This window comes from Sulfitobacter sabulilitoris (assembly GCF_005887615.1).
Lineage (GTDB): Bacteria > Pseudomonadota > Alphaproteobacteria > Rhodobacterales > Rhodobacteraceae > Sulfitobacter_E > Sulfitobacter_E sabulilitoris.
The window spans coordinates 896,653-914,323 of the sequence record NZ_VANS01000001.1 but is presented as its reverse complement, the minus strand read 5'-3'; the positions used below and the strand labels follow the sequence as shown (position 1 = coordinate 914,323).

Below are 17,671 nucleotides of genomic sequence, written 5' to 3'. Positions count from 1 at the left end.
AACAATTCTTCAAGGAGTCCACCCCATGCCCGTGGTAAACCGGATTGCAGATTACAGTGCCGACATGACGGCGTGGCGGCGGCATCTGCATACTATTCCCGAACTGGGGCTGGAATGTCACCTGACCGCCGCGTTCGTGGCCGAGCGCCTGCGCGAATTCGGTGTGGACGAACTGCACGAGGGCATCGCCAGAACCGGCGTCGTGGCCATCATCAACGGGCAGGGAAACGGGCCCACGATGGGCCTGCGGGCGGATATGGACGCGTTGCCCATCAGCGAGGAAACCGGGGTGGAGTATGCGTCGACGCATCCTGGCAAGATGCACGCCTGCGGCCATGACGGGCACACCGCGATGTTGCTGGGGGCGGCGAAATACCTGGCCGAGACGCGCAATTTCAAGGGCCGCGTCGCGCTGATCTTTCAACCCGCCGAAGAAGACGGCGGCGGCGGCGAGGTCATGGTCCGCGAAGGCGTGATGGACCGGTTCGACATTTCCGAGGTCTATGCCATCCACAATGCGCCGGGCAAGGCGCTGGGCCACTTCTTTACCAATCCGGGGCCGATCATGGCCGCCGCCGACACCTTTCACATCCGCGTCACGGGCAAGGGAGGTCATGCCGCGCGCCCGCATGACTGCGTCGATCCGGTGGTCGCCTCCTGTGCCATCGTGCAGGCGCTGCAAAGCATTTCGAGCCGTAACCACGACACCGCCGGATCGCTGGTGGTGTCGGTGACGCAGATCCACACCGGCACCACCGACAACGTGATCCCGGAAACCGCCTATATCAACGGCACCGTGCGGACCTTTGACAAAGAGGTGCAGGCGATGGTCGTGCGCCGCATGGAAGAGATCGTGTCGGGTCATGCCGCAAGCTTTGGCCTGCGCGCCGAGCTCGAGTTCGAATACGGCTATCCGCCCACGGTCAACGACGCGGCCAAGGCCGGCTTCGCGGCCGAGGTCGCATCCGAAATCGCCGGCGCGGCACAGGTCGATGCAGCCTTTGAACCCGTAATGGGGGCCGAGGATTTCTCCTATATGCTGGAGGCGCGACCGGGTGCCTATCTGATGCTGGGGCAGGGTGACGGGGCTGGCGTGCATCACCCCTTGTACAATTTCAACGACGACATCGCGCCCATGGGCGCGTCGTTCTTCGCGCGTCTGGTGGAGCGGGCACAGCCCGTCGATGGAGCGTGATCCATGGCCTTGGAAGACGCCAAACACCAGGTCGATCAGGCCTTTACCCGCGAGGATCCGAAAGGCCCCAGCTTTGAGAACGCCTTTGGCGGTGCCACGTCCTTTCTGCGGCGGCGCTATACCAAGGATCTGACGGGCGTCGATATCGCGGTGACTGGGGTGCCGTTCGACCAGGCGGTGACGAACCGGCCGGGCACCCGCCTGGGCCCGCGTGCCATCCGCGAGGCCAGCGCCCTGCAAGCGTTCGATCCGCCCTATGGCTGGCCCTTTGACGTGCTGAGCGAACGCGCCATCATCGACTATGGCGACCTGGCGTTCGACTATGGCCATGTGGCGCAATTCCCCGATGCGCTGACCGCGCATATCCGTGGCATCCTGCAGGCGGGCGCGGCCAGCGTCACGCTGGGCGGCGATCACTACATCAGCTTTCCGATCCTCAAGGCTTATGCCGAAAAATACGGGCCCATCAGTCTGTTACAGTTCGATGCTCATTCAGATACCTGGCAGGACGACGACCTGTCGCGGATCGACCATGGGACGATGTTCTACAAGGCGGTGAAATCGGGGATCGTCGATCCCGCGCGGTCGGTGCAGGTGGGGATCCGCACCACCAACCCCGACACGCTGGGCGTGACCGTGATCGACGCGGCAGAGGTGCATGCCGACGGCGCGCAGGCCACGGTCGAGAAAATAAAATCGGTTCTGGGCGACGCGCCAACCTACCTGACCTTCGATATCGACGCGCTCGACCCGGCCTATGCCCCCGGCACCGGAACTCCGGTCTGGGGCGGGCTGACCTCGGCGCAGTGTGCCGCGATGCTGCGCGGCTTGGCGGGGATCAACATCCGGGGCGGCGACGTGGTCGAAGTGTCGCCCCCCTTCGACACCACCGGGGTCACGGCGATCGCGGGCGCGCATGTGGCGACCGAAATCCTTTGCCTGCTGGGCGCACGCATGCGCGGGGGCACGGCATGACCGACAAGAACCAGCCCGTCAGCGGCAACGACCTTGCGCGGTTCTCCGGGCCCAATACCTTCATGCGGCTGCCATCGGCGAGCGATCTGGTCGGGCTAGACGTCGCGGTGCTTGGCGTGCCGATGGACATCGGCACGTCGTGGCGGTCGGGCACCCGTTTCGGCCCCAAGCAGATCCGCGCCGAAAGCGCGATGATCCGGCCCTACAACCTTGCCACGGGGGCCGCCCCGTTCGACAGCCTGCAAGTGGCCGATATCGGCGATCTGGCGATCAACACATTCTCGTTGTCCGACAGTCTGCGCATCGTCGCCGAAAGCTACGGCACCATCCTCAAGCATAACGTGGTGCCGGTCGCCATGGGGGGGGATCATTCCATCACCCTGCCGATCCTGCGGGCGATCCACGCGCGGCATGGCCCCGTGGCGCTGGTGCATGTCGATGCCCATGCGGATGTCAACGACGAGATGTTCGGGATGCGTGAAACTCACGGCACCGTATTCCGCCGCGCGCATGAGGAAGGGCTGATAAACCCTTCGAAAACATACCAGGTCGGCCTGCGGGGCACCGGATATGCCGCGACCGACTTCACCGAGGCGCAGGATTGGGGCTTTCAGCAGTTTCCGGCGCATGAGCTTTGGGGCCGCAGCCTTGCGGCGCTTGGCGCGGAAATTCGCCGTGACATCGGGACAGAGATGCCGGTCTATGTCACCTACGACATCGACAGCCTGGATCCGGCCTATGCACCCGGCACCGGCACGCCCGAAATCGGCGGGCTGACCACGCCGCAGGCGCTCGAACTGATCCGCGCCCTCAAGGGGCTAAACATCGTCGGCTGCGACCTGGTGGAGGTCTCGCCCCCTTACGACACCAGCGGCAACACCGCGCTGACCGGAGCGAATATCCTTTACGAACTGCTGTGCGTCCTGCCCGGCGTGGCGTACCGCTGATGGGGCGGTGCGGCTTTGATCACTTGAACGATGGAGCGTAAGGCTATGATAGCATGGATTCTTCTGGCCGCTGTCGTGGCGATTTTGACCTATATCCGTCTGGCGCCCAGCGACGTCGACCGCTGGCACCGGCCGATCGAGGCGCGCGAAAGCAAGACTTTCGAGGGGGGCGCGATCCGCGTCATCGATGCGAGGCCCGATACGCTGACACGGGTGAACGAGGCCGCCACCGACCTGCCGCGCACGCAGGTGCTCGCCGGCAGCGTCGCCGAAGGGCGCGTGACCTATGTCACCCGCTCAAGGCTGATGGGGTTTCCCGATTATACGACCGTGGAGCAGCAGGGCGATACGGTCAAATTATACGCGCGCCTGCGCTTCGGGCGGTCAGATATGGGCGTCAACGCCGCGCGACTGGAGCGGCTGGTCAAGGCCGCGCAGCCGTGACGACAGGCACCCTTGCTGCACCTCGCGCCACATCGGCACATTGAGCGACATCTGGCATTGCGCCATGAACATCCGGCCGTCGACCTGCAGGCAGATCGTTTCGCCCAATTCGACACGTCCGCCCGTGCGGTCGGTGCAATAACAGTCGATGGTCTTGCCGCTGGGCGTGGTGACATCCGCCATCGCGGGGCAGGCCGCGCAAAACACAAGAAGAACGATGCGTAACATGCTTGTATGATACCACGTGTCCCGACCTTGACCAAAACCTTTCAATGCCCGAAAGGGTGCCCATGATCCCGACCGACCGACTTGAACAGATCCTGCAACGCTTCCAGTACCTGGAGGCGGCCATGTCCGCGGGCGACCCCAAGGCCGACATCGCGGCGTTGGGCAAGGAGTATTCCGACCTGCGCCCCGTGGTCGAGCAGATCCAGACCTATCGCCAGCTGCAGCGCGACATCGCAGACGCGAAAGAAATGCTGGGCGATCCGGATATGGCGGAACTGGCCGAGGACGAATTGCCGCGCCTGCGCGCCGAACTGCCCCGCGCCGAGGCGGCGCTGCAACGCGCGCTGCTGCCGCGCGACGCCGCCGATGCGCGGCCTGCGATGCTCGAGATTCGACCCGGCACCGGCGGCGACGAGGCGGCGCTTTTCGCGGGCGATCTGTTGCGGATGTACCAGCGCTACGCCGAGGCGCGCGGCTGGACCATCGACATCATCGAGTTGCAGGAAACCGAACTGGGCGGGATCAAGGAGGTCGTGGCGCATATCAAGGGGCAGAACGTCTTTGCCCGGCTGAAATACGAGAGCGGCGTGCACCGGGTGCAGCGCGTGCCAAGCACCGAAAGCGGCGGTCGGATTCACACCTCGGCGGCGACGGTGGCGGTGCTGCCCGAGGCCGAGGACGTGGATATCAAGATCGATGCGAATGATCTGCGGATCGACACGATGCGATCCAGCGGGGCAGGTGGCCAGCACGTCAACACCACCGATTCCGCGGTGCGCATCACCCATATCCCGACCGGTATCGTCGTCACCAGCTCCGAGAAGTCGCAGCACCGTAATCGCGACAAGGCGATGCAGGTGCTCAAGGCGCGGCTGTACGACATGGAGCGCAGCCGGATGGACAGCGAACGCTCCGCCGACCGTCTGGCGCAGGTGGGCAGCGGCGACCGGTCGGAGCGGATCCGCACCTACAACTTTCCCCAGGGGCGGCTGACCGACCATCGCATCAACCTGACGCTGTACCGGCTGGAGGCGGTGATGGCCGGCGACCTGGACGAGATCATCGACGCGCTGACCGCCGACGCGCAGGCGCGCCAGATGGCGGAGATGGGGCAGTGACGGCGGCGCAGGCGATGGTCGCGGCCACCGCCCGGCTGCGCGCGGCGGGCGTGCCGGACCCGGCGCGCGACGCCCGTGTGCTGCTGGCGCATGCGGCCCAGGTCGATGCCGCGCGCGTGACCCTGATTGCGCCCGAGGACATCGCCCCCGACATCGCCGAACGCTACGAGCGGTTGATCGCGCTGCGTGCGGTGCGTGTGCCGGTGTCGCATCTGATCGGCGAGCGTGCGTTCTACGGCAGGCGGTTCAAGGTCAGCGCCGACGTGCTCGATCCGCGCCCCGAGACCGAAGCGCTGATCGAAGCCGCGCTGGCCGAACCGTTCGACCGTGTGCTGGACCTGGGCACCGGATCGGGGTGCCTGCTGGTGACGCTGCTGGCCGAGCGGGGCGACGCCACCGGGCTTGGCATCGACCTGAGCGAGGCCGCCTGTCTGCAGGCCAGCGCCAACGCGGTGCTGCACCGGGTCGATCAGCGCGCCGATATCCGCGCGTCCGACTGGTTTGCGCACGTGGACGGGCGGTTCGACCTGATCGTGTCGAACCCGCCGTACCTGTCGGCCGAAGAGATGAACGACGTGCAGCCCGAATTGCGCGACCACGAGCCGCGCATGGCGCTGACGGACGAGGGCGACGGGACAAGCGCCTACCGGATCATTGCCGGGCTGGCGCAGGGGTATCTGACCCCGCGGGGCCGCGTTCTGGTCGAAACCGGATACCGGCAGGGTGTCGAGGTGCGCGATATTTTCATCGCCCATGGGTGGGCGGAGGTCACGATCCTGCCGGACCTTGGCGGTCAGGATCGTGTCGTATCCGCGCGTAAACCCGCCTAATTCAATGTATTTGGTGTGAAAACCACAAAGAATCTGGGGATATGACCGGATTTCCCCTTGCCCTGCATGTCCGAGCGTGTTTATTCAAAGATGTTGCAGCGGTGGATCCCTCGGGGTGGTCCCGCGCGGCGTCAAGCCCAACATGTCGCAAATCCGGTCCTGTTCAGCGCTCGAAAAGCGCATCCGGTGTTACGATCCAACAGCACAAGGCTGATCAGTTTTCATGAAATCATCGAGATCCCGGTCCCGTTCAAAGGGCAGCCGCAACAGACCTCAGCAAAGCGGTGGCAATGTCGTCAACCGCGTCTTCGACAGCTCCGGCCCCGAGGGCAAGGTGCGCGGCACCCCGCAGCAGATCATCGAAAAATACAATCAGCTGGCGCGCGATGCCCAGTTGAGCAATGACCGCGTGGCGGCCGAGAATTTCCAGCAGCACGCAGAGCATTACACCCGTATGCTGAGCGAGGCGCAGCGCGAGATCGACAGCCGCCGGGAAGAGCAGGAACGCCAGAACCGCGAGCGTCAGGCCGAGCGTGACCGCGAGCGCGCCGAGCGCCAGGAACGCGAGGCCGCCCAGGTCCATCATGGCGGCAATGGCGGCGGCGATCAAAGCGCCGGCGACAAACCCAAGGGCGAGCGCAAGAGCCGCCGGGGCGATGGCGGCGATCAGCAGCCCCGCGGAAGCGGCGACCAACCCGACGTCAAGCACCAGCAGGACACGATGGACGGCGACAGCAACCTGGTTGAAACGCCTGAAAGCAAACCGAAAAAGCCCCGCGCACCACGGCGTAAACCGCGCCCCAGCCCCGAGACGTCCTCGGCGGATGGAAGTGGTGGCGACGGTGGCGATACACCAAAGGCCGCGGAATAGACCGGCGCCGACCGGCGTCACCAGTGTGATGTGATCAAGGGCCCCGCCAGCGCGGGGCCCTTGGTCTGTCAGGGCGCCGCCACCGCCCGTGCCAAAGCGCAAAATCCCTCAAGTGATACCTGCTCGGCCCGTTCCGTCGGGGCGATGCCCGCGGCACGCAGGCGGTCCTCGATATCGGGGGCCACCCCCTTGAGGGCGGCGCGCAACATCTTGCGGCGCTGGTTGAAGGCGGCGGCCACGACGCGGCTGAGCACGGCGGCATCCGCGTCGAACCGGGGCCTGGCCAGCGCGGTCAGATGAACGACACTGCTCGACACCTTGGGCGGCGGGGTAAAGGCTTCGGGCGGCAACTGCATCGCGATCCGCGCGTCGCTGCGCCACTGCGCAAGGATCGCAAGCCTGCCGTAGGCCTTGGAGCCCGGTCCGGCCACGATCCGCTCCGCGACCTCGCGCTGGAACATCAGGGTCAGGCTTTGCCAGAAGGGCGGCCAATCCGGCGGTGTCAGCCAGCGCACCAGCAATTCGGTGCCGACGTTGTAGGGCAGGTTGGCCGCCACGCGGATCGGCGGGGTCAGATGCGCGAGCGGATCGATCTCCAGCGCGTCGCCTTCGATGACAGTCAACCGTCCCGGGTAGGCCGCCGCGATCTCGGCAAGGGCAGGCAGGCAGCGGCGGTCCTTTTCGATGGCCAGCACGTGCCGCGCGCCTTCGGCCAGCAAGCCGCGCGTGAGCCCGCCGGGACCGGGCCCGATTTCCAGCACGTCGCAGTCCGATAGATCGCCCGCCTGCCGCGCGATCTTGGCGGTCAGGTTCAGATCCAGCAGGAAATTCTGCCCCAGCGACTTGCGCGCGCTCAGGTCGTGCGACTGGATCACGGCGCGCAGGGGGGGCAGATCGTCGATGACGCTCATGGTTTCTTTCGGCTCCAGATACCTCCGCCGGAGGCAAGACAATCAAGGGTGCGCCGCAAGAGAGTCTTGCCTCCGGCGGGGATATTTCCGAACAAGAGAAGCACAGGCTCAGCGCATCCCGGCCATGCGGGCGGCCAGGCGGATGGCTTCGATCATGCTGCTGGGGTTGGCGATGCCCTTGCCCGCGATATCGAAAGCGGTTCCATGATCGGGCGAGGTGCGAATGAAGGGCAGGCCGAGCGTCACGTTCACGCCGCGGTCGAAATCCAGCGTCTTGATCGGGATCAGCGCCTGATCGTGGTACATGGCGATCGCCGCGTCATAGCGGGCGCGGGCGGCGGCGTGAAACATCGTGTCGGCCGGCAGCGGCCCGACGATGTCCATTCCCGTGGCCGCCAGCTCCGCCACCAGCGGCGCGATCCATTCCACCTCCTGCCGGCCCATCTTGCCGCCTTCGCCAGCGTGGGGGTTCAGGCCGGCGACCGCGATGCGTGGGGCTTTGATCGCGAATTGGTCGCGCAGTCCGCGCGCGGTGATCTCTATCGTTTCGCGCAGGACGGTCGGCGTTAGCGCCTGCGGCACGTCCTGAAGCGGGATGTGGATCGTCGCGGGCACCACGCGCAACTGGTCGGAGGCCAGCATCATCACCGCCCGCGCGCCCCCCGCGAGGGCGGAGAGGTATTCGGTATGGCCGGGATAGGCAAAACCCGCACCGTCGATCAGCGCCTTCTTGTGGATCGGCGCGGTACAGAGCGCCGACGCGGCGCCGCTGCGCACCAGGTCAACCCCCCGCGCGATGGCGTCGATGACGCCTTTCGCGGTGCGCGGATCGGGCAGGCCCGGTCGCGGCGCACCGGCAAAGGGCAGCGCCAGAACCGGCAGGGCGCGGTGCACGACATCCGCCGCGGCGGATGGGTCGGTGATCACTTCGACCGGTAGGGTCGAAGGCAGGACGCGCGGATCGCCGATCCAGAACAGCGGCACGGCACCCTCAAGCGCCGCCCATGCGCCGGCTGCAACCTCTGGTCCGATGCCCGCGGGTTCGCCGCAACTGATGGCGATGGGCGCGATCCGTCGGCTCATTGATCGACGATACGGGCGTCCGCGCGCAACTGCGCGATCAGGCTGTCGGCAAAGGCCGCAAGGCGGCTTTGGCGCAGGTTGCCGGCGATGTCCTCGCGGCTGGCCTCCTGGTTGATGGCGGCGGTGCGCCCGCAGAGCATCACCAGCAGTAGGGTCTCGCCCGCGCCGCGCGTCAGGACGGTTGAAATCTCGCCTGCGTCCAGTTTGGACAGCTCCATCGCGATGTCCTGCGGAATGTCGCCCGGGGCCTGACTGGTGCGGGTCAACACCTCGGGCGGCTGGCCTTTCGCCACGCCGTAGAGATCATCGCAGACATCGACGCGCGCCGCGACCGATGCGGCCTGCGACAGGGCGGCGGCGCTGCGGCCGCCGGCGATGGCCAGCGTCGCATATTCGATCGCGGCATACTCCGCCGTCGGGGCGCTGGTTTCCTCGATTCCGCGCAGCTGGAACAGGGCAACCGCGTTGGGGATCGAAATCGGCTGCGTGACTTCGCCCGGCGCCAGTTCAAGCAAGAGCGGGCGCAGAACCGGGGGCAGGTTGGTCAGCTGTTGCCAATCCAGCCGGCCGCCACGGTCGCGCGAGGCGGTGGCGGAGTATTCGCGGGCGAAGGCGGAAAACTGGGCTTCGCTGGTGGTGGCAGCGATCCGTTCCGCGATCGCCTGCGCTTCGGCGGCGCGTGGCGGCGGGGCGGGGATGATGATTTCAGACACCAGAACCCGGATGCCGCTAGCGCCCGAGGTGGCGGCCAGCGCGCGGTCGATCTCGGCTTCGGAGATCTGCACGCGGTTGCCATAGCGCGCGCGGATGAGTTCACGCCATGCCGTGCCGACGCTTACGAAATCGCGAAAACTTTCCTCGGAGACGCCGCCCTGGGCCAATGCGCGGATGAACTCCTCCTTGGATAGGTTCGCGCGGGCGGCGAATTCCGTCATGCCCGCCTCGATCCCTTCCGCCGTCAGCTCCAGCCCTGCGGCCTCGGTCGCCTGGGCCCGCAGGCGATCCTCGATCAGGGCTTCGCGGGCGGCGGCGCGGTTGGCACCCGGAGCGTTGAGCAGTTTCAGAAACCGCTCGCGCTGTTGCAGTTCGTATTCGGTGATCACGTCGTCATTGACCTTGACCACCGGATCGAACAGCGACTGCGCGGCAAGGGGGTGTGCCTGCACCGCCGCGATCGCCACGCTGGCGGCCATGGCCAGCCCCCTGATCCATCCTATGCTGTTCATCGTGGTCATTTCCCGCATGATCTTGTGTAACTTTCTGTTCCGTTGCGCGCAGAGAAGCCACGCAACCCGATGGTAAAGCCCAGATTGGTCGAGGGCTCAACACTTGTCGAGGAGGTATAGCGCCGGTCCACCGAAAGATCGACCGTCACGCATTCATTCACATATTCAAGGCCGATCCCCGCCGTCGCGGCCCGGTTGTCGGCAAGGTCGAACCGCCAGTCCGCCCGCGCGGTCCAGAAACGGTTGACCTTGAAGGCGCCGTCGAGGGTGATTTCGGATATCGACTTCGCGCGGTCCTCGGCCAGATCCTCGGTCAGCCAAAGGTAGCTTCCCGACACCTGCGCGCGCGGTCCGATCCAGCCGCCGCGCACCTCGGCCTTGGAAAAGTCGAACCCCTCGTTGAAGGTGGTGCGCGCGGTCAGCGCCCAGCCGTTGCCGGTCTTGACCTGGCCGGCGACAAGCACGTCCGACGTGGTGCCCGACAGGCCCGACGTGGTGGTGAAGCTGGTGTCGGCGCTGCGGCGGAACACCTGTCCGATGGTCAGGTGCGCGTCCCATCCGGTCGGGTCAAAGCGCGACCAGTTCACGCCGTAGGCCACGACCGCGCCGCGCTCGCGGCGATCGGGCCGCGGAAAGCGCGAGAGGCTCAGCAGGTTGCCCTCGTCGAATTCGACGCGGGTGCTTTCCTCGTTGGGAATGTCGGCGCGGCCGTTGTCGGTCCAGCCCAGTTGCACGACCGGTTCGATCATCTGGCTGACGCCGTCCGCCCCGTGTCGCACCAGCGGATAACGCAGCGCGACGGCCGAGTCCGGCGACACCTGCGTGTGGGTTTCGGGAAAGCTGCTGTCTTGCGAGACGTTGAAAAGATCGAACGAACCGCCCAGCGTCGCCTCGGCCCGCAGACCGCCCGGAAGGGTCATCGCGCGCAGCCAATCCAGTTCCACGTTCATGCGGTTGACATCGCGGCCCGCGATATCGGCATCGGAATAGCGGTAGTGGCTGTGTGCCAGCACGGCCAGCCGCAGTTCGCCTCCGATGCGCGCCGGGAAATAGCGCGCCTCGTACACGCCATCGGCGATGATCGTCGGCTGTTCGGCGTTGACCTCGTCGGGCCGCAGGGAGGTGTAGTTGATCAGGCTGGCGCGCATGTATTCGTCGCGGCGCGTCCGGCTGAGCCGCAGTTCGCTGTCGAGCCGGTCCTTTTCGGAATAGCTGTAGGTGGTCAGATACGCATCGTCGCTGACGGTTTCCAGATCGAACGTCAGCTTGAAATCGCGCGGCAGGTCGAACCGCCCTTCGGCAAAGACATAGCCGCGCACCCCGTCGGGGCGCAGGTCGTCGCGGGTGACGGCGCCCAGGATCCGGATATCGCCACGGACAAAGGCCTGCCGATAGCGAAATTCCAGCGTCCGGGTCTTGCCCGACAGATAGGGCGTGAGCGTCAGGTCGCGGTGATCGCCCAGCTTGATGAAATACGGCAGCTTGAGACCGGTGCCCAGTTGCGAGGTGGTGCGCAGCGACGGGATCAGCACCCCTGTGGCGCGCTTGAGCGTCGGATCGGGCAGGCGCAGGCGCGGAATATAGAACACCGGCACCCGCCCGATGCGGAACTGCGCCTGATCGAAGTAAAGCTGGCGCGCCTCCTGGTCGTGAACCACGCGCTTGGCGCGGATCTGCCACAGCGGCGGTCGGCCATCGTCGCAGACCCGGCAGGAGGTCACTGCGGTCTTGTAGAGCTGGCTGTAGCGCCCCTCGACGCGGTTGATCTGCACCGCGGCCAGTTGCAACTGCCGGTTCAGGACCAGCCGCGCACCGCGCAGCAGCCCCGATTGCAGGCCTGGATCGAGTTCGGCGGCCGAGGCGAGGATCACGACCTCGTCGCCATCGCGCAGCGTGATCGGGCCGTCGATGATCAGCTTGCCGGTCCGCTGATCGTAGCGGATGGCGCGGGCGCTGATCCGGGTCGTGCCCTGGAACGCCTCGACGTTGCCGCTGGCCACCAGAACGCGGTCGGATGTGATATACAGGTCGTCGGCCACCAGAACGGCGGGCGGTGCGGTGTCGCGGGCCTGCACCTGCGCCTGCCCGACGCCGGGGGTGCCGAGGCACAGGCTCAGGCAGATGATCACGGTGCGCAGCATCACGGGCTACCCATCCTCTGCGTGCAGCAGGAGGCCCATCGCCAACAGGATCGAGGCCACCGGCGGTGCCCAGGCGGCGAGCGCGATGGGGATCTGGCCGTTTTCGCCAAGGATCTGTGCAAAGCTGCGAATGAAATACAATCCGAACCCCAAAAGAACCGCCGTCAGAACCGCAACGCCGGTCCCGCCGAACCGGGTATGGCGCATGGTAAAGGCGCTCGCAACAAGAACCATCGCCATCAGAAACAGCGGGCGGGCCAGTTCCGATTGCAGCCAGACCTTGTGCCGCCGCGCGGAAAAGCCGGCTTGTTCAAGCTGGGTGATGAACTGCGGCAAGTCCCAGATCGACACCGCGTCGGGACTGCCGAAGGTTTCGCGGATCCGTTCGAGCGTCAGCGTCGACGGGATCGACAGCCGGTCGTGCAGCACGGCGTTGGCTTCGGAATTCAGCCCCTGGGACAGGGGCCAGGACTTGGCCCGCCGCAACTGCCATTCGCCGTTCTGCAATGCGGCGCTGTCGGCCTGGATCCGGCGCACCGGCCCGCCGCCCGGTGCATAGGTCAGAAAGGTCACGTCGAACAGCACGGAGGCATCGGCATTGGCGCGCAACGCGCGGATCACCGTCTGCCCCTGCGCGCCCCCCTGCCGCAGCCACAGCCCCTCGCGCGAGATCGACAGCGCCGCCGCACCGCCCGTCCTGTAACCTTCGGAGAGTTGCAGATACCGCTTGGACGTGGCCGCCACGATGGGGTTGAGCATCGTGACCGCAAGCCCGCCGATGATCAGCGCGACCACCACCGGAGCGATCAGCGCGCGGATCGCCGAGCGCCCGGCCGCGCGCGTCACCACCAGTTCGGACGAGCGCGCGAGGCTGACGAAGAGGGCGACCGTGGCGAGGATCATGATCAGCGGAAGGATGAGGTTGATCGTGGCCGGCGCATTGAGCAGCGTCAGCCCCATGATCTGGCCCAGGCTGATGTCCAGCCCGCCCGCGCGGCGGGTTTCCTCGACGAGGTTGACGAGCACAACCAGCGCGAACAGCACCCCTGTCAGCGCCAGAAAGCTCATGGCAAATCGGCGCGCGAAGTAAAGATGCAGGATCATGCGACAGCCACCTGCGGGCGGCGGCGGAACCAGGCCGGGTTGGCGGCATGCGCCAGCATGGCGCAGATCAGCACCGCGCCGATCGCGCCGGGCAGATACAAGAGCGGCCACATCGCCGCGTCGGCGCGCACGACCCCCACAAGACCGCTGCGCAGACCGTCGATGGCGATCAGCAGCCCGAAGGCGATCACGACCTCGCGCCAGACCCCGAAGCGGGAGAAACTGCCGATGATCAAGGTCGAAAAACCGATCATCGCCGCGACGACCGTAAAGATCGGCTGCGCGAAGCGGGCGTGAAATTCCTCGGCGATATCGCCCCGGCTTTGTTGGGTGCGGCGCGCCAGAGTATCCCACGGGATCATCATTTCGGGCGTCGTCAGATGACCTACCGACATCGCGGGGCCCGCGTCGCGGCGCACCAAGGCCGATATGTCGAACGAGAAATCGCGAAATTTCGCGGTGGCAAGCCGCGCGTCGACGGTTGTCAGGCGCTGCGCCAGACCATCGACCATGATCAGTGTCGTGCCCGCGCCGGTGCGCACCAGATAGGCCTCGGCCGCGGTATAGATCACGCCCTGCGCCGGGTCGCGTCGGTCCGACAGGAAGACATCGCGCAGGACGCCGTCCTTGCTGATCTCGCGGGTGTAGAACGTCACGCCGTCGGCAGGGTGCAAGAACGCGCCCTCGCTCAGCAGTCGCGCGGACAGGTTTTGCGAAATCTCGGCTTCGCGCTCGCTCAGCTGCCGTTGCGCCAGCGGATCCAGCACATGCGTCAGCACCGACAGCATCGCCGCGACGATCAGCCCGAACGCCAGAACCGGCCGCGCCAGCCGCCAGGGCCCCGTTCCGGTTGCCTGCATCACCGTCAGTTCGCTTTCGTTGCCCAGCCGGTTGATGACATAGACGCTGGCGGCGAAGGTCGCGATGGGAAGGACCGTGGTGATCAGCTTGGGCAGGCCGAGGGCGGTGAATTCCAGGAACACCAGTGCCGATTGCCCGTCGCCGATCAGACGGTCGAACAGCAGCACGGCGCGGTTGATCCAGAACAGCGACACCAGCACCAGCGCGAAAAAGCCGAACAGAACCAGAAGCTGCGACAGCAGATACCTGTCGAATTTGGTCACTGCGTTCCCCTTGGTGCCTGACGGTTTGTTTTGCCGGCGATCCTAGACCAAAGCGCGGGGCAGGAAAACTGCTATCTGGCCATTGCGGTGATCCCAAGCTAGGTCTGTGTGCAACGCAGTTCTTACTCCGAAAGGTTCCCGCATGACCCATCCCACAGATGTCTCCTTTGGTGAGACCGACATCGATACGCTTGCCGATCACGCGGGCCGCATCGCGGTTCTGGTCGATCCCGACGCCGCGCTGGGCAAGGTCGTGCGCCGGCTGGACCGGCTGACGCGCGGTGCGGTGAAACGCACGGTGGACAGCGACGCCTTTGGCGATCTGAAACCGGGGCAGGTGATGACGCTGGCCTATCCGGGCGGCATGGCCGCGCGCGCGATCGACATTCTGCGCCTGCCCAAGGGCGCAAGCGTGCAAGAGGCGCGGCGCGGCGGCGCGGCCCTTGGCAAGCTGCGCGGGCGCGACGACCTGCTGCTTGCCATCGGCAATGCAAAACGCGGCGCCGACATCGTGCAAGGCGCGGTGCTGCGCGACTATCGGTTCACCGATCACAAGACCGACGCCAAGCCGCCAAAGGGCTCTGTGCAGGTGATGTGCGCCAAGCCCGACGCGGTCGAGACCGAAGCCCGCGACCTGCTGGCCGTGGCCGCCGGCGTGTTCCTGACCCGCGATCTGGTCAACGAGCCCGCGAATGTGCTGACCACCACCGAATTTGCCAACCGCCTCAAGGCGATGGAGGATCTGGGCCTGAGCGTCGAGGTGCTGGACGAGGACCAGCTGGAGGCCCTGGGCATGCGCACGCTGCTGGCCGTGGGTCAAGGATCGGCCAGCCCGTCCAAGGTGGTCGTCATGCAGTGGAACGGCGGCGCCAAGGGCGACGCGCCGGTGGCGCTGGTCGGCAAGGGCGTGGTGTTCGACACCGGCGGCATCAGCCTCAAGCCATCGACCGGCATGGAAGACATGACGATGGACATGGGCGGCGCCGGCACCGTCGCGGGCGTGATGAGCGCGCTGGCGCGGCGCAAGGCCCGCGCCAATGTCGTGGGCCTTGTGGGGCTGGTCGAGAACATGCCCTCGGGCACTGCGATCCGGCCCGGCGATGTCGTCCGCTCGATGAAGGGCGACACGGTCGAGATCCTCAATACCGACGCCGAAGGCCGGCTCGTGCTGTGCGATGTGATGTGGTACGCGCAGGACCGGTTCGAACCCGCGGCGATGATCGACCTCGCGACCCTGACGGGCGCTATCATCATCGGTCTGGGCCATGAGAACGCCGGCGTGTTTTCGAACAACGACACGTTGTGCGACAATTTCCTCAAGGCGGCCAGGGACGAGGGCGAGGGCGCGTGGCGGATGCCGCTGGGCAAGGCCTATGACGATATGTTGAAATCGCCCATCGCGGACATGAAGAACATCGGCGGGCGGCCCGCGGGGTCGATCACGGCGGCGCAGTTCCTGCACCGCTTCGTCAAGGACGGCACGCCTTGGGTACACCTCGACATCGCGGGGGTCGCGTCGCTCAAATCCGAAAGCCCGCTGGCGCCCAAGGGCGCGACGGGCTGGGGGGTGATGGCGCTCAACCGGCTGATCGCCGATCGCTACGAAGGCTGAGCGGACGCATGGGCACCGCGATGTTCTACCACCTGACCCAGCGCCCGATGGAAGAGACGCTGGCCATGCTCCTGGGCAAGGCGCGGGGGGCGGGATGGCGCGTTGCGGTGCGCGGCACCGACGCGGGCCGTATGACCTGGCTGGATGAGCGGTTGTGGCTGGGGGCGGAGGACGCGTTTGTGCCGCACGGGCTGGCCGGTGGGCCGCACGACGCGTTGCAGCCGGTGCTGCTGACCACGGGCCGGGAGGCGCCGAACGGGGCCTCCTGCCTGATGGCGGTGGATGGCGCACCGGTAGAGCCATCCGAGGTCGCGGACCTGGAGCGGGTCTGCGTCCTGTTCGATGGCAACGACGCAGAAGCGCTGGACGTTGCGCGCCGCCAGTGGAAGGCAATGAAGGATGCGCGCATGCCGGCGCAATACTGGTCCGAGGACAGCGGCCGCTGGGAGAAGAAGTCGGAGACCTGAAGCCTGCGGGCGCCGTATCTTGGTTTGCTGTTATAAATCAGTATTTTGCAGTCTGTAGTTGATGCGATGCCTCAACGTGTCAGGATCAGTTCGCCCTGCGTGATCTCGATCCGGCCCCAGCGTTGCAGATAGCTCATCCCCAGCAGCGAATTGGTCATTTCGCCGCCGTTGACCGTGGCAGGCACGTTGCTGTCCGTGACGGACCCCAGCGTGATGTTGTCCAGCCGTACCGGGGCGGTGCGGACCTCGCCATTCGCGGTCATTGCGCGGCCCATGAAGTTGAGCGTCTCGGGCGCGAGACCGGCGGCCTGCGCGTCGCGCCGGGTCAGCACCATGTCGCTGGCTCCGGTATCGACCACGAAGCGCAGGGGTGCGCCGTTAACCTGTGCCATCAGGTAATAGTGCCCATCCGGGCTGCGAGGGACGATGATGCGGTTCTCTCCGGCGACATTGACCTGGCGCGGGATCGCGGTGCGGCTGATGTCATCCCAAAGCCCGATGGCGGCCACCACGCCGAAAAAGATCAGCGCCCAGACGGTGGCCTGTTGCAGCATGCGGTTCACCGACAGCCGGTTGTGCGCCAGATAGGCGCCCAGCACCATGAGCCCCAGCAGGATCAGGTAAATCAGATGGCCGGTGTCGTAGCTGTTCATGCCTGTGCCCTTGTCCGCGCCCGACAGATATAGGGGTGGCCGGCGGTAAAGTCAGCCCGCGGCCGGTGCAAACCCGAAGGCCCTGAGCCCGTCGAGCACGAATTGCACGGACAAGGCCGCCAGCAGCATCCCCAAGAGCCGGGTGACCACGGTGACGCCGATCTTGCCAAGTGCGCGTTCGATCGGACCGCTGACCAGGAAAAACCCCAGCACGATGACCAGCACCGCCGCCGTGACGCCCAGCACCGCGATCAGCCCTTCGGCGCCGGGGCGCTGGCCGGTCAACAGGATGACGGAGGCGATGGCGCCGGGCCCGGCGATCAGGGGGATGGCCAGCGGGAACACCGAGGGGTCGTTGGAATGATCTTCTTCAGACTGGTCCTCGCGGCGCTTGGTGCGGCGTTCGAACAGCATGTCGAGTGCCGTGATGAACAGCAAGATGCCGCCCGCGACGCGGAAGGCGGGCATGGAAATGCCAACGAAGCCGAGAACCGCCTCGCCGAAGAGTGCAAAGACCAACAGGAGACAGCTGCCCACGAGGCAGGCACGCAGTGCGATCCGGCGGCGCGCGGCGTCCGACATGCCGGTGGTCATGGCCACGAACAAGGGGGCGAGGCCGATGGGATCGATGATCACGAACATCGTGACGAAGGAGGTGATCAGGAAGGCGGTGTCGATGGGCATGGGGCGACTGTCCGTTCAGGGGGGAGAGGCCGGATTGGGGCGCTGCCCCAAACCCCGG

Annotated in this window: 18 protein-coding genes; 9 read left to right on the top strand and 9 right to left on the bottom strand. The window is 66.2% G+C overall.

All coding sequences use genetic code 11. The features are described from left to right. Positions 1 to 25 precede the first annotated feature (25 nt). From FDT80_RS04285 to FDT80_RS04270, 4 genes are read left to right on the top strand one after another with little or no spacing between them, the layout of a single operon-like run. Positions 26 to 1,195: a M20 aminoacylase family protein gene (locus tag FDT80_RS04285; RefSeq protein WP_138660976.1), complete on the top strand. Its 1,170-nt coding sequence runs from the start codon at positions 26 to 28 to the stop codon at positions 1,193 to 1,195. 3 nt (positions 1,196 to 1,198) lie between these two features. Next, the gene (speB, locus tag FDT80_RS04280) at positions 1,199 to 2,170 is read left to right on the top strand and encodes an agmatinase (protein WP_138660975.1); all 972 of its coding nucleotides are present in this window, start codon (positions 1,199 to 1,201) and stop codon (positions 2,168 to 2,170) included. Next, positions 2,167 to 3,117, top strand: coding sequence for an agmatinase (gene speB, locus FDT80_RS04275; protein ID WP_138660974.1), 951 nt, complete (start codon positions 2,167 to 2,169; stop codon positions 3,115 to 3,117). Before speB (FDT80_RS04280) ends, speB (FDT80_RS04275) begins: the two co-directional genes overlap by 4 nt. A gap of 45 nt (positions 3,118 to 3,162) precedes the next feature. Continuing rightward, a complete protein-coding gene (locus FDT80_RS04270) occupies positions 3,163 to 3,561 on the top strand; it encodes a DUF1499 domain-containing protein (RefSeq protein WP_246039848.1) in 399 nt (132 codons plus the stop codon). Here the strand turns inward: FDT80_RS04270 and FDT80_RS04265 are convergent. Next, positions 3,502 to 3,789 carry a hypothetical protein gene (locus tag FDT80_RS04265; protein ID WP_138660972.1) on the bottom strand — a complete coding sequence of 96 codons (288 nt, stop codon included), beginning with the start codon at positions 3,787 to 3,789 and terminating at the stop codon, positions 3,502 to 3,504. The two genes, FDT80_RS04270 and FDT80_RS04265, sit on opposite strands and share 60 nt — an antisense overlap. 62 nt (positions 3,790 to 3,851) lie before the next feature. On the opposite strand from FDT80_RS04265, the gene prfA reads away from it, so the two are divergent. From prfA to FDT80_RS04250, 3 genes are all read left to right on the top strand, one after another. Beyond that, positions 3,852 to 4,907: a peptide chain release factor 1 gene (gene prfA, locus FDT80_RS04260; protein WP_138660971.1), complete on the top strand. Its 1,056-nt coding sequence runs from the start codon at positions 3,852 to 3,854 to the stop codon at positions 4,905 to 4,907. Between the two features lie 14 nt (positions 4,908 to 4,921). After that, positions 4,922 to 5,737: a peptide chain release factor N(5)-glutamine methyltransferase gene (gene prmC / locus FDT80_RS04255; RefSeq protein WP_138661780.1), complete on the top strand. Its 816-nt coding sequence runs from the start codon at positions 4,922 to 4,924 to the stop codon at positions 5,735 to 5,737. 223 nt (positions 5,738 to 5,960) lie between these two features. Then, positions 5,961 to 6,608, top strand: coding sequence for a DUF4167 domain-containing protein (locus tag FDT80_RS04250; RefSeq protein WP_138660970.1), 648 nt, complete (start codon positions 5,961 to 5,963; stop codon positions 6,606 to 6,608). A 68-nt stretch (positions 6,609 to 6,676) separates the two neighbouring features. Here the strand turns inward: FDT80_RS04250 and rsmA are convergent, their stop codons facing one another. From rsmA to lptF, 6 genes are all read right to left on the bottom strand, one after another. Continuing rightward, complete coding sequence (gene rsmA / locus FDT80_RS04245) at positions 6,677 to 7,519, bottom strand: 16S rRNA (adenine(1518)-N(6)/adenine(1519)-N(6))-dimethyltransferase RsmA (RefSeq protein ID WP_138660969.1); 843 nt, start codon at positions 7,517 to 7,519, stop codon at positions 6,677 to 6,679. A 108-nt stretch (positions 7,520 to 7,627) separates the two neighbouring features. After that, positions 7,628 to 8,602, bottom strand: a complete 975-nt coding sequence (pdxA, locus tag FDT80_RS04240) for a 4-hydroxythreonine-4-phosphate dehydrogenase PdxA (RefSeq protein WP_138660968.1) — start codon at positions 8,600 to 8,602, stop codon at positions 7,628 to 7,630. Further along, on the bottom strand, positions 8,599 to 9,828 hold the full coding sequence (locus FDT80_RS04235) for a peptidylprolyl isomerase (RefSeq protein ID WP_246039846.1): 1,230 nt from the start codon (positions 9,826 to 9,828) through the stop codon (positions 8,599 to 8,601). The genes pdxA and FDT80_RS04235 overlap by 4 nt, the downstream gene beginning before the upstream one ends. A 5-nt stretch (positions 9,829 to 9,833) precedes the next feature. Next, entirely contained in the window at positions 9,834 to 11,969 is a 2,136-nt protein-coding gene (locus FDT80_RS04230) for an LPS-assembly protein LptD (protein WP_138661779.1), read from the bottom strand. A 6-nt stretch (positions 11,970 to 11,975) separates the two neighbouring features. Further along, positions 11,976 to 13,073: an LPS export ABC transporter permease LptG gene (gene lptG, locus FDT80_RS04225; RefSeq protein WP_138660966.1), complete on the bottom strand. Its 1,098-nt coding sequence runs from the start codon at positions 13,071 to 13,073 to the stop codon at positions 11,976 to 11,978. Beyond that, positions 13,070 to 14,197 carry an LPS export ABC transporter permease LptF gene (gene lptF / locus FDT80_RS04220; RefSeq protein ID WP_138660965.1) on the bottom strand — a complete coding sequence of 376 codons (1,128 nt, stop codon included), beginning with the start codon at positions 14,195 to 14,197 and terminating at the stop codon, positions 13,070 to 13,072. The genes lptG and lptF overlap by 4 nt, the downstream gene beginning before the upstream one ends. A gap of 142 nt (positions 14,198 to 14,339) precedes the next feature. Here lptF and FDT80_RS04215 point away from each other — a divergent pair, with 142 nt between their 5' ends. Together FDT80_RS04215 and FDT80_RS04210 are read left to right on the top strand one after the other, a co-directional pair. Then, positions 14,340 to 15,809, top strand: a complete 1,470-nt coding sequence (locus FDT80_RS04215; protein WP_138660964.1) for a leucyl aminopeptidase — start codon at positions 14,340 to 14,342, stop codon at positions 15,807 to 15,809. Between the two features lie 8 nt (positions 15,810 to 15,817). Next, complete coding sequence (locus tag FDT80_RS04210; protein ID WP_138660963.1) at positions 15,818 to 16,276, top strand: DNA polymerase III subunit chi; 459 nt, start codon at positions 15,818 to 15,820, stop codon at positions 16,274 to 16,276. Between the two features lie 71 nt (positions 16,277 to 16,347). On the opposite strand, the gene FDT80_RS04205 is transcribed toward FDT80_RS04210, so the two are convergent. Then, positions 16,348 to 16,929 (bottom strand): retropepsin-like aspartic protease family protein, encoded by a 582-nt coding sequence (locus tag FDT80_RS04205; protein WP_138660962.1) that lies wholly within the window; start codon positions 16,927 to 16,929, stop codon positions 16,348 to 16,350. A 51-nt stretch (positions 16,930 to 16,980) separates the two neighbouring features. Next, positions 16,981 to 17,613, bottom strand: coding sequence for a MarC family protein (locus FDT80_RS04200; protein WP_138660961.1), 633 nt, complete (start codon positions 17,611 to 17,613; stop codon positions 16,981 to 16,983). Between the last annotated feature and the right edge of the window lie 58 nt (positions 17,614 to 17,671).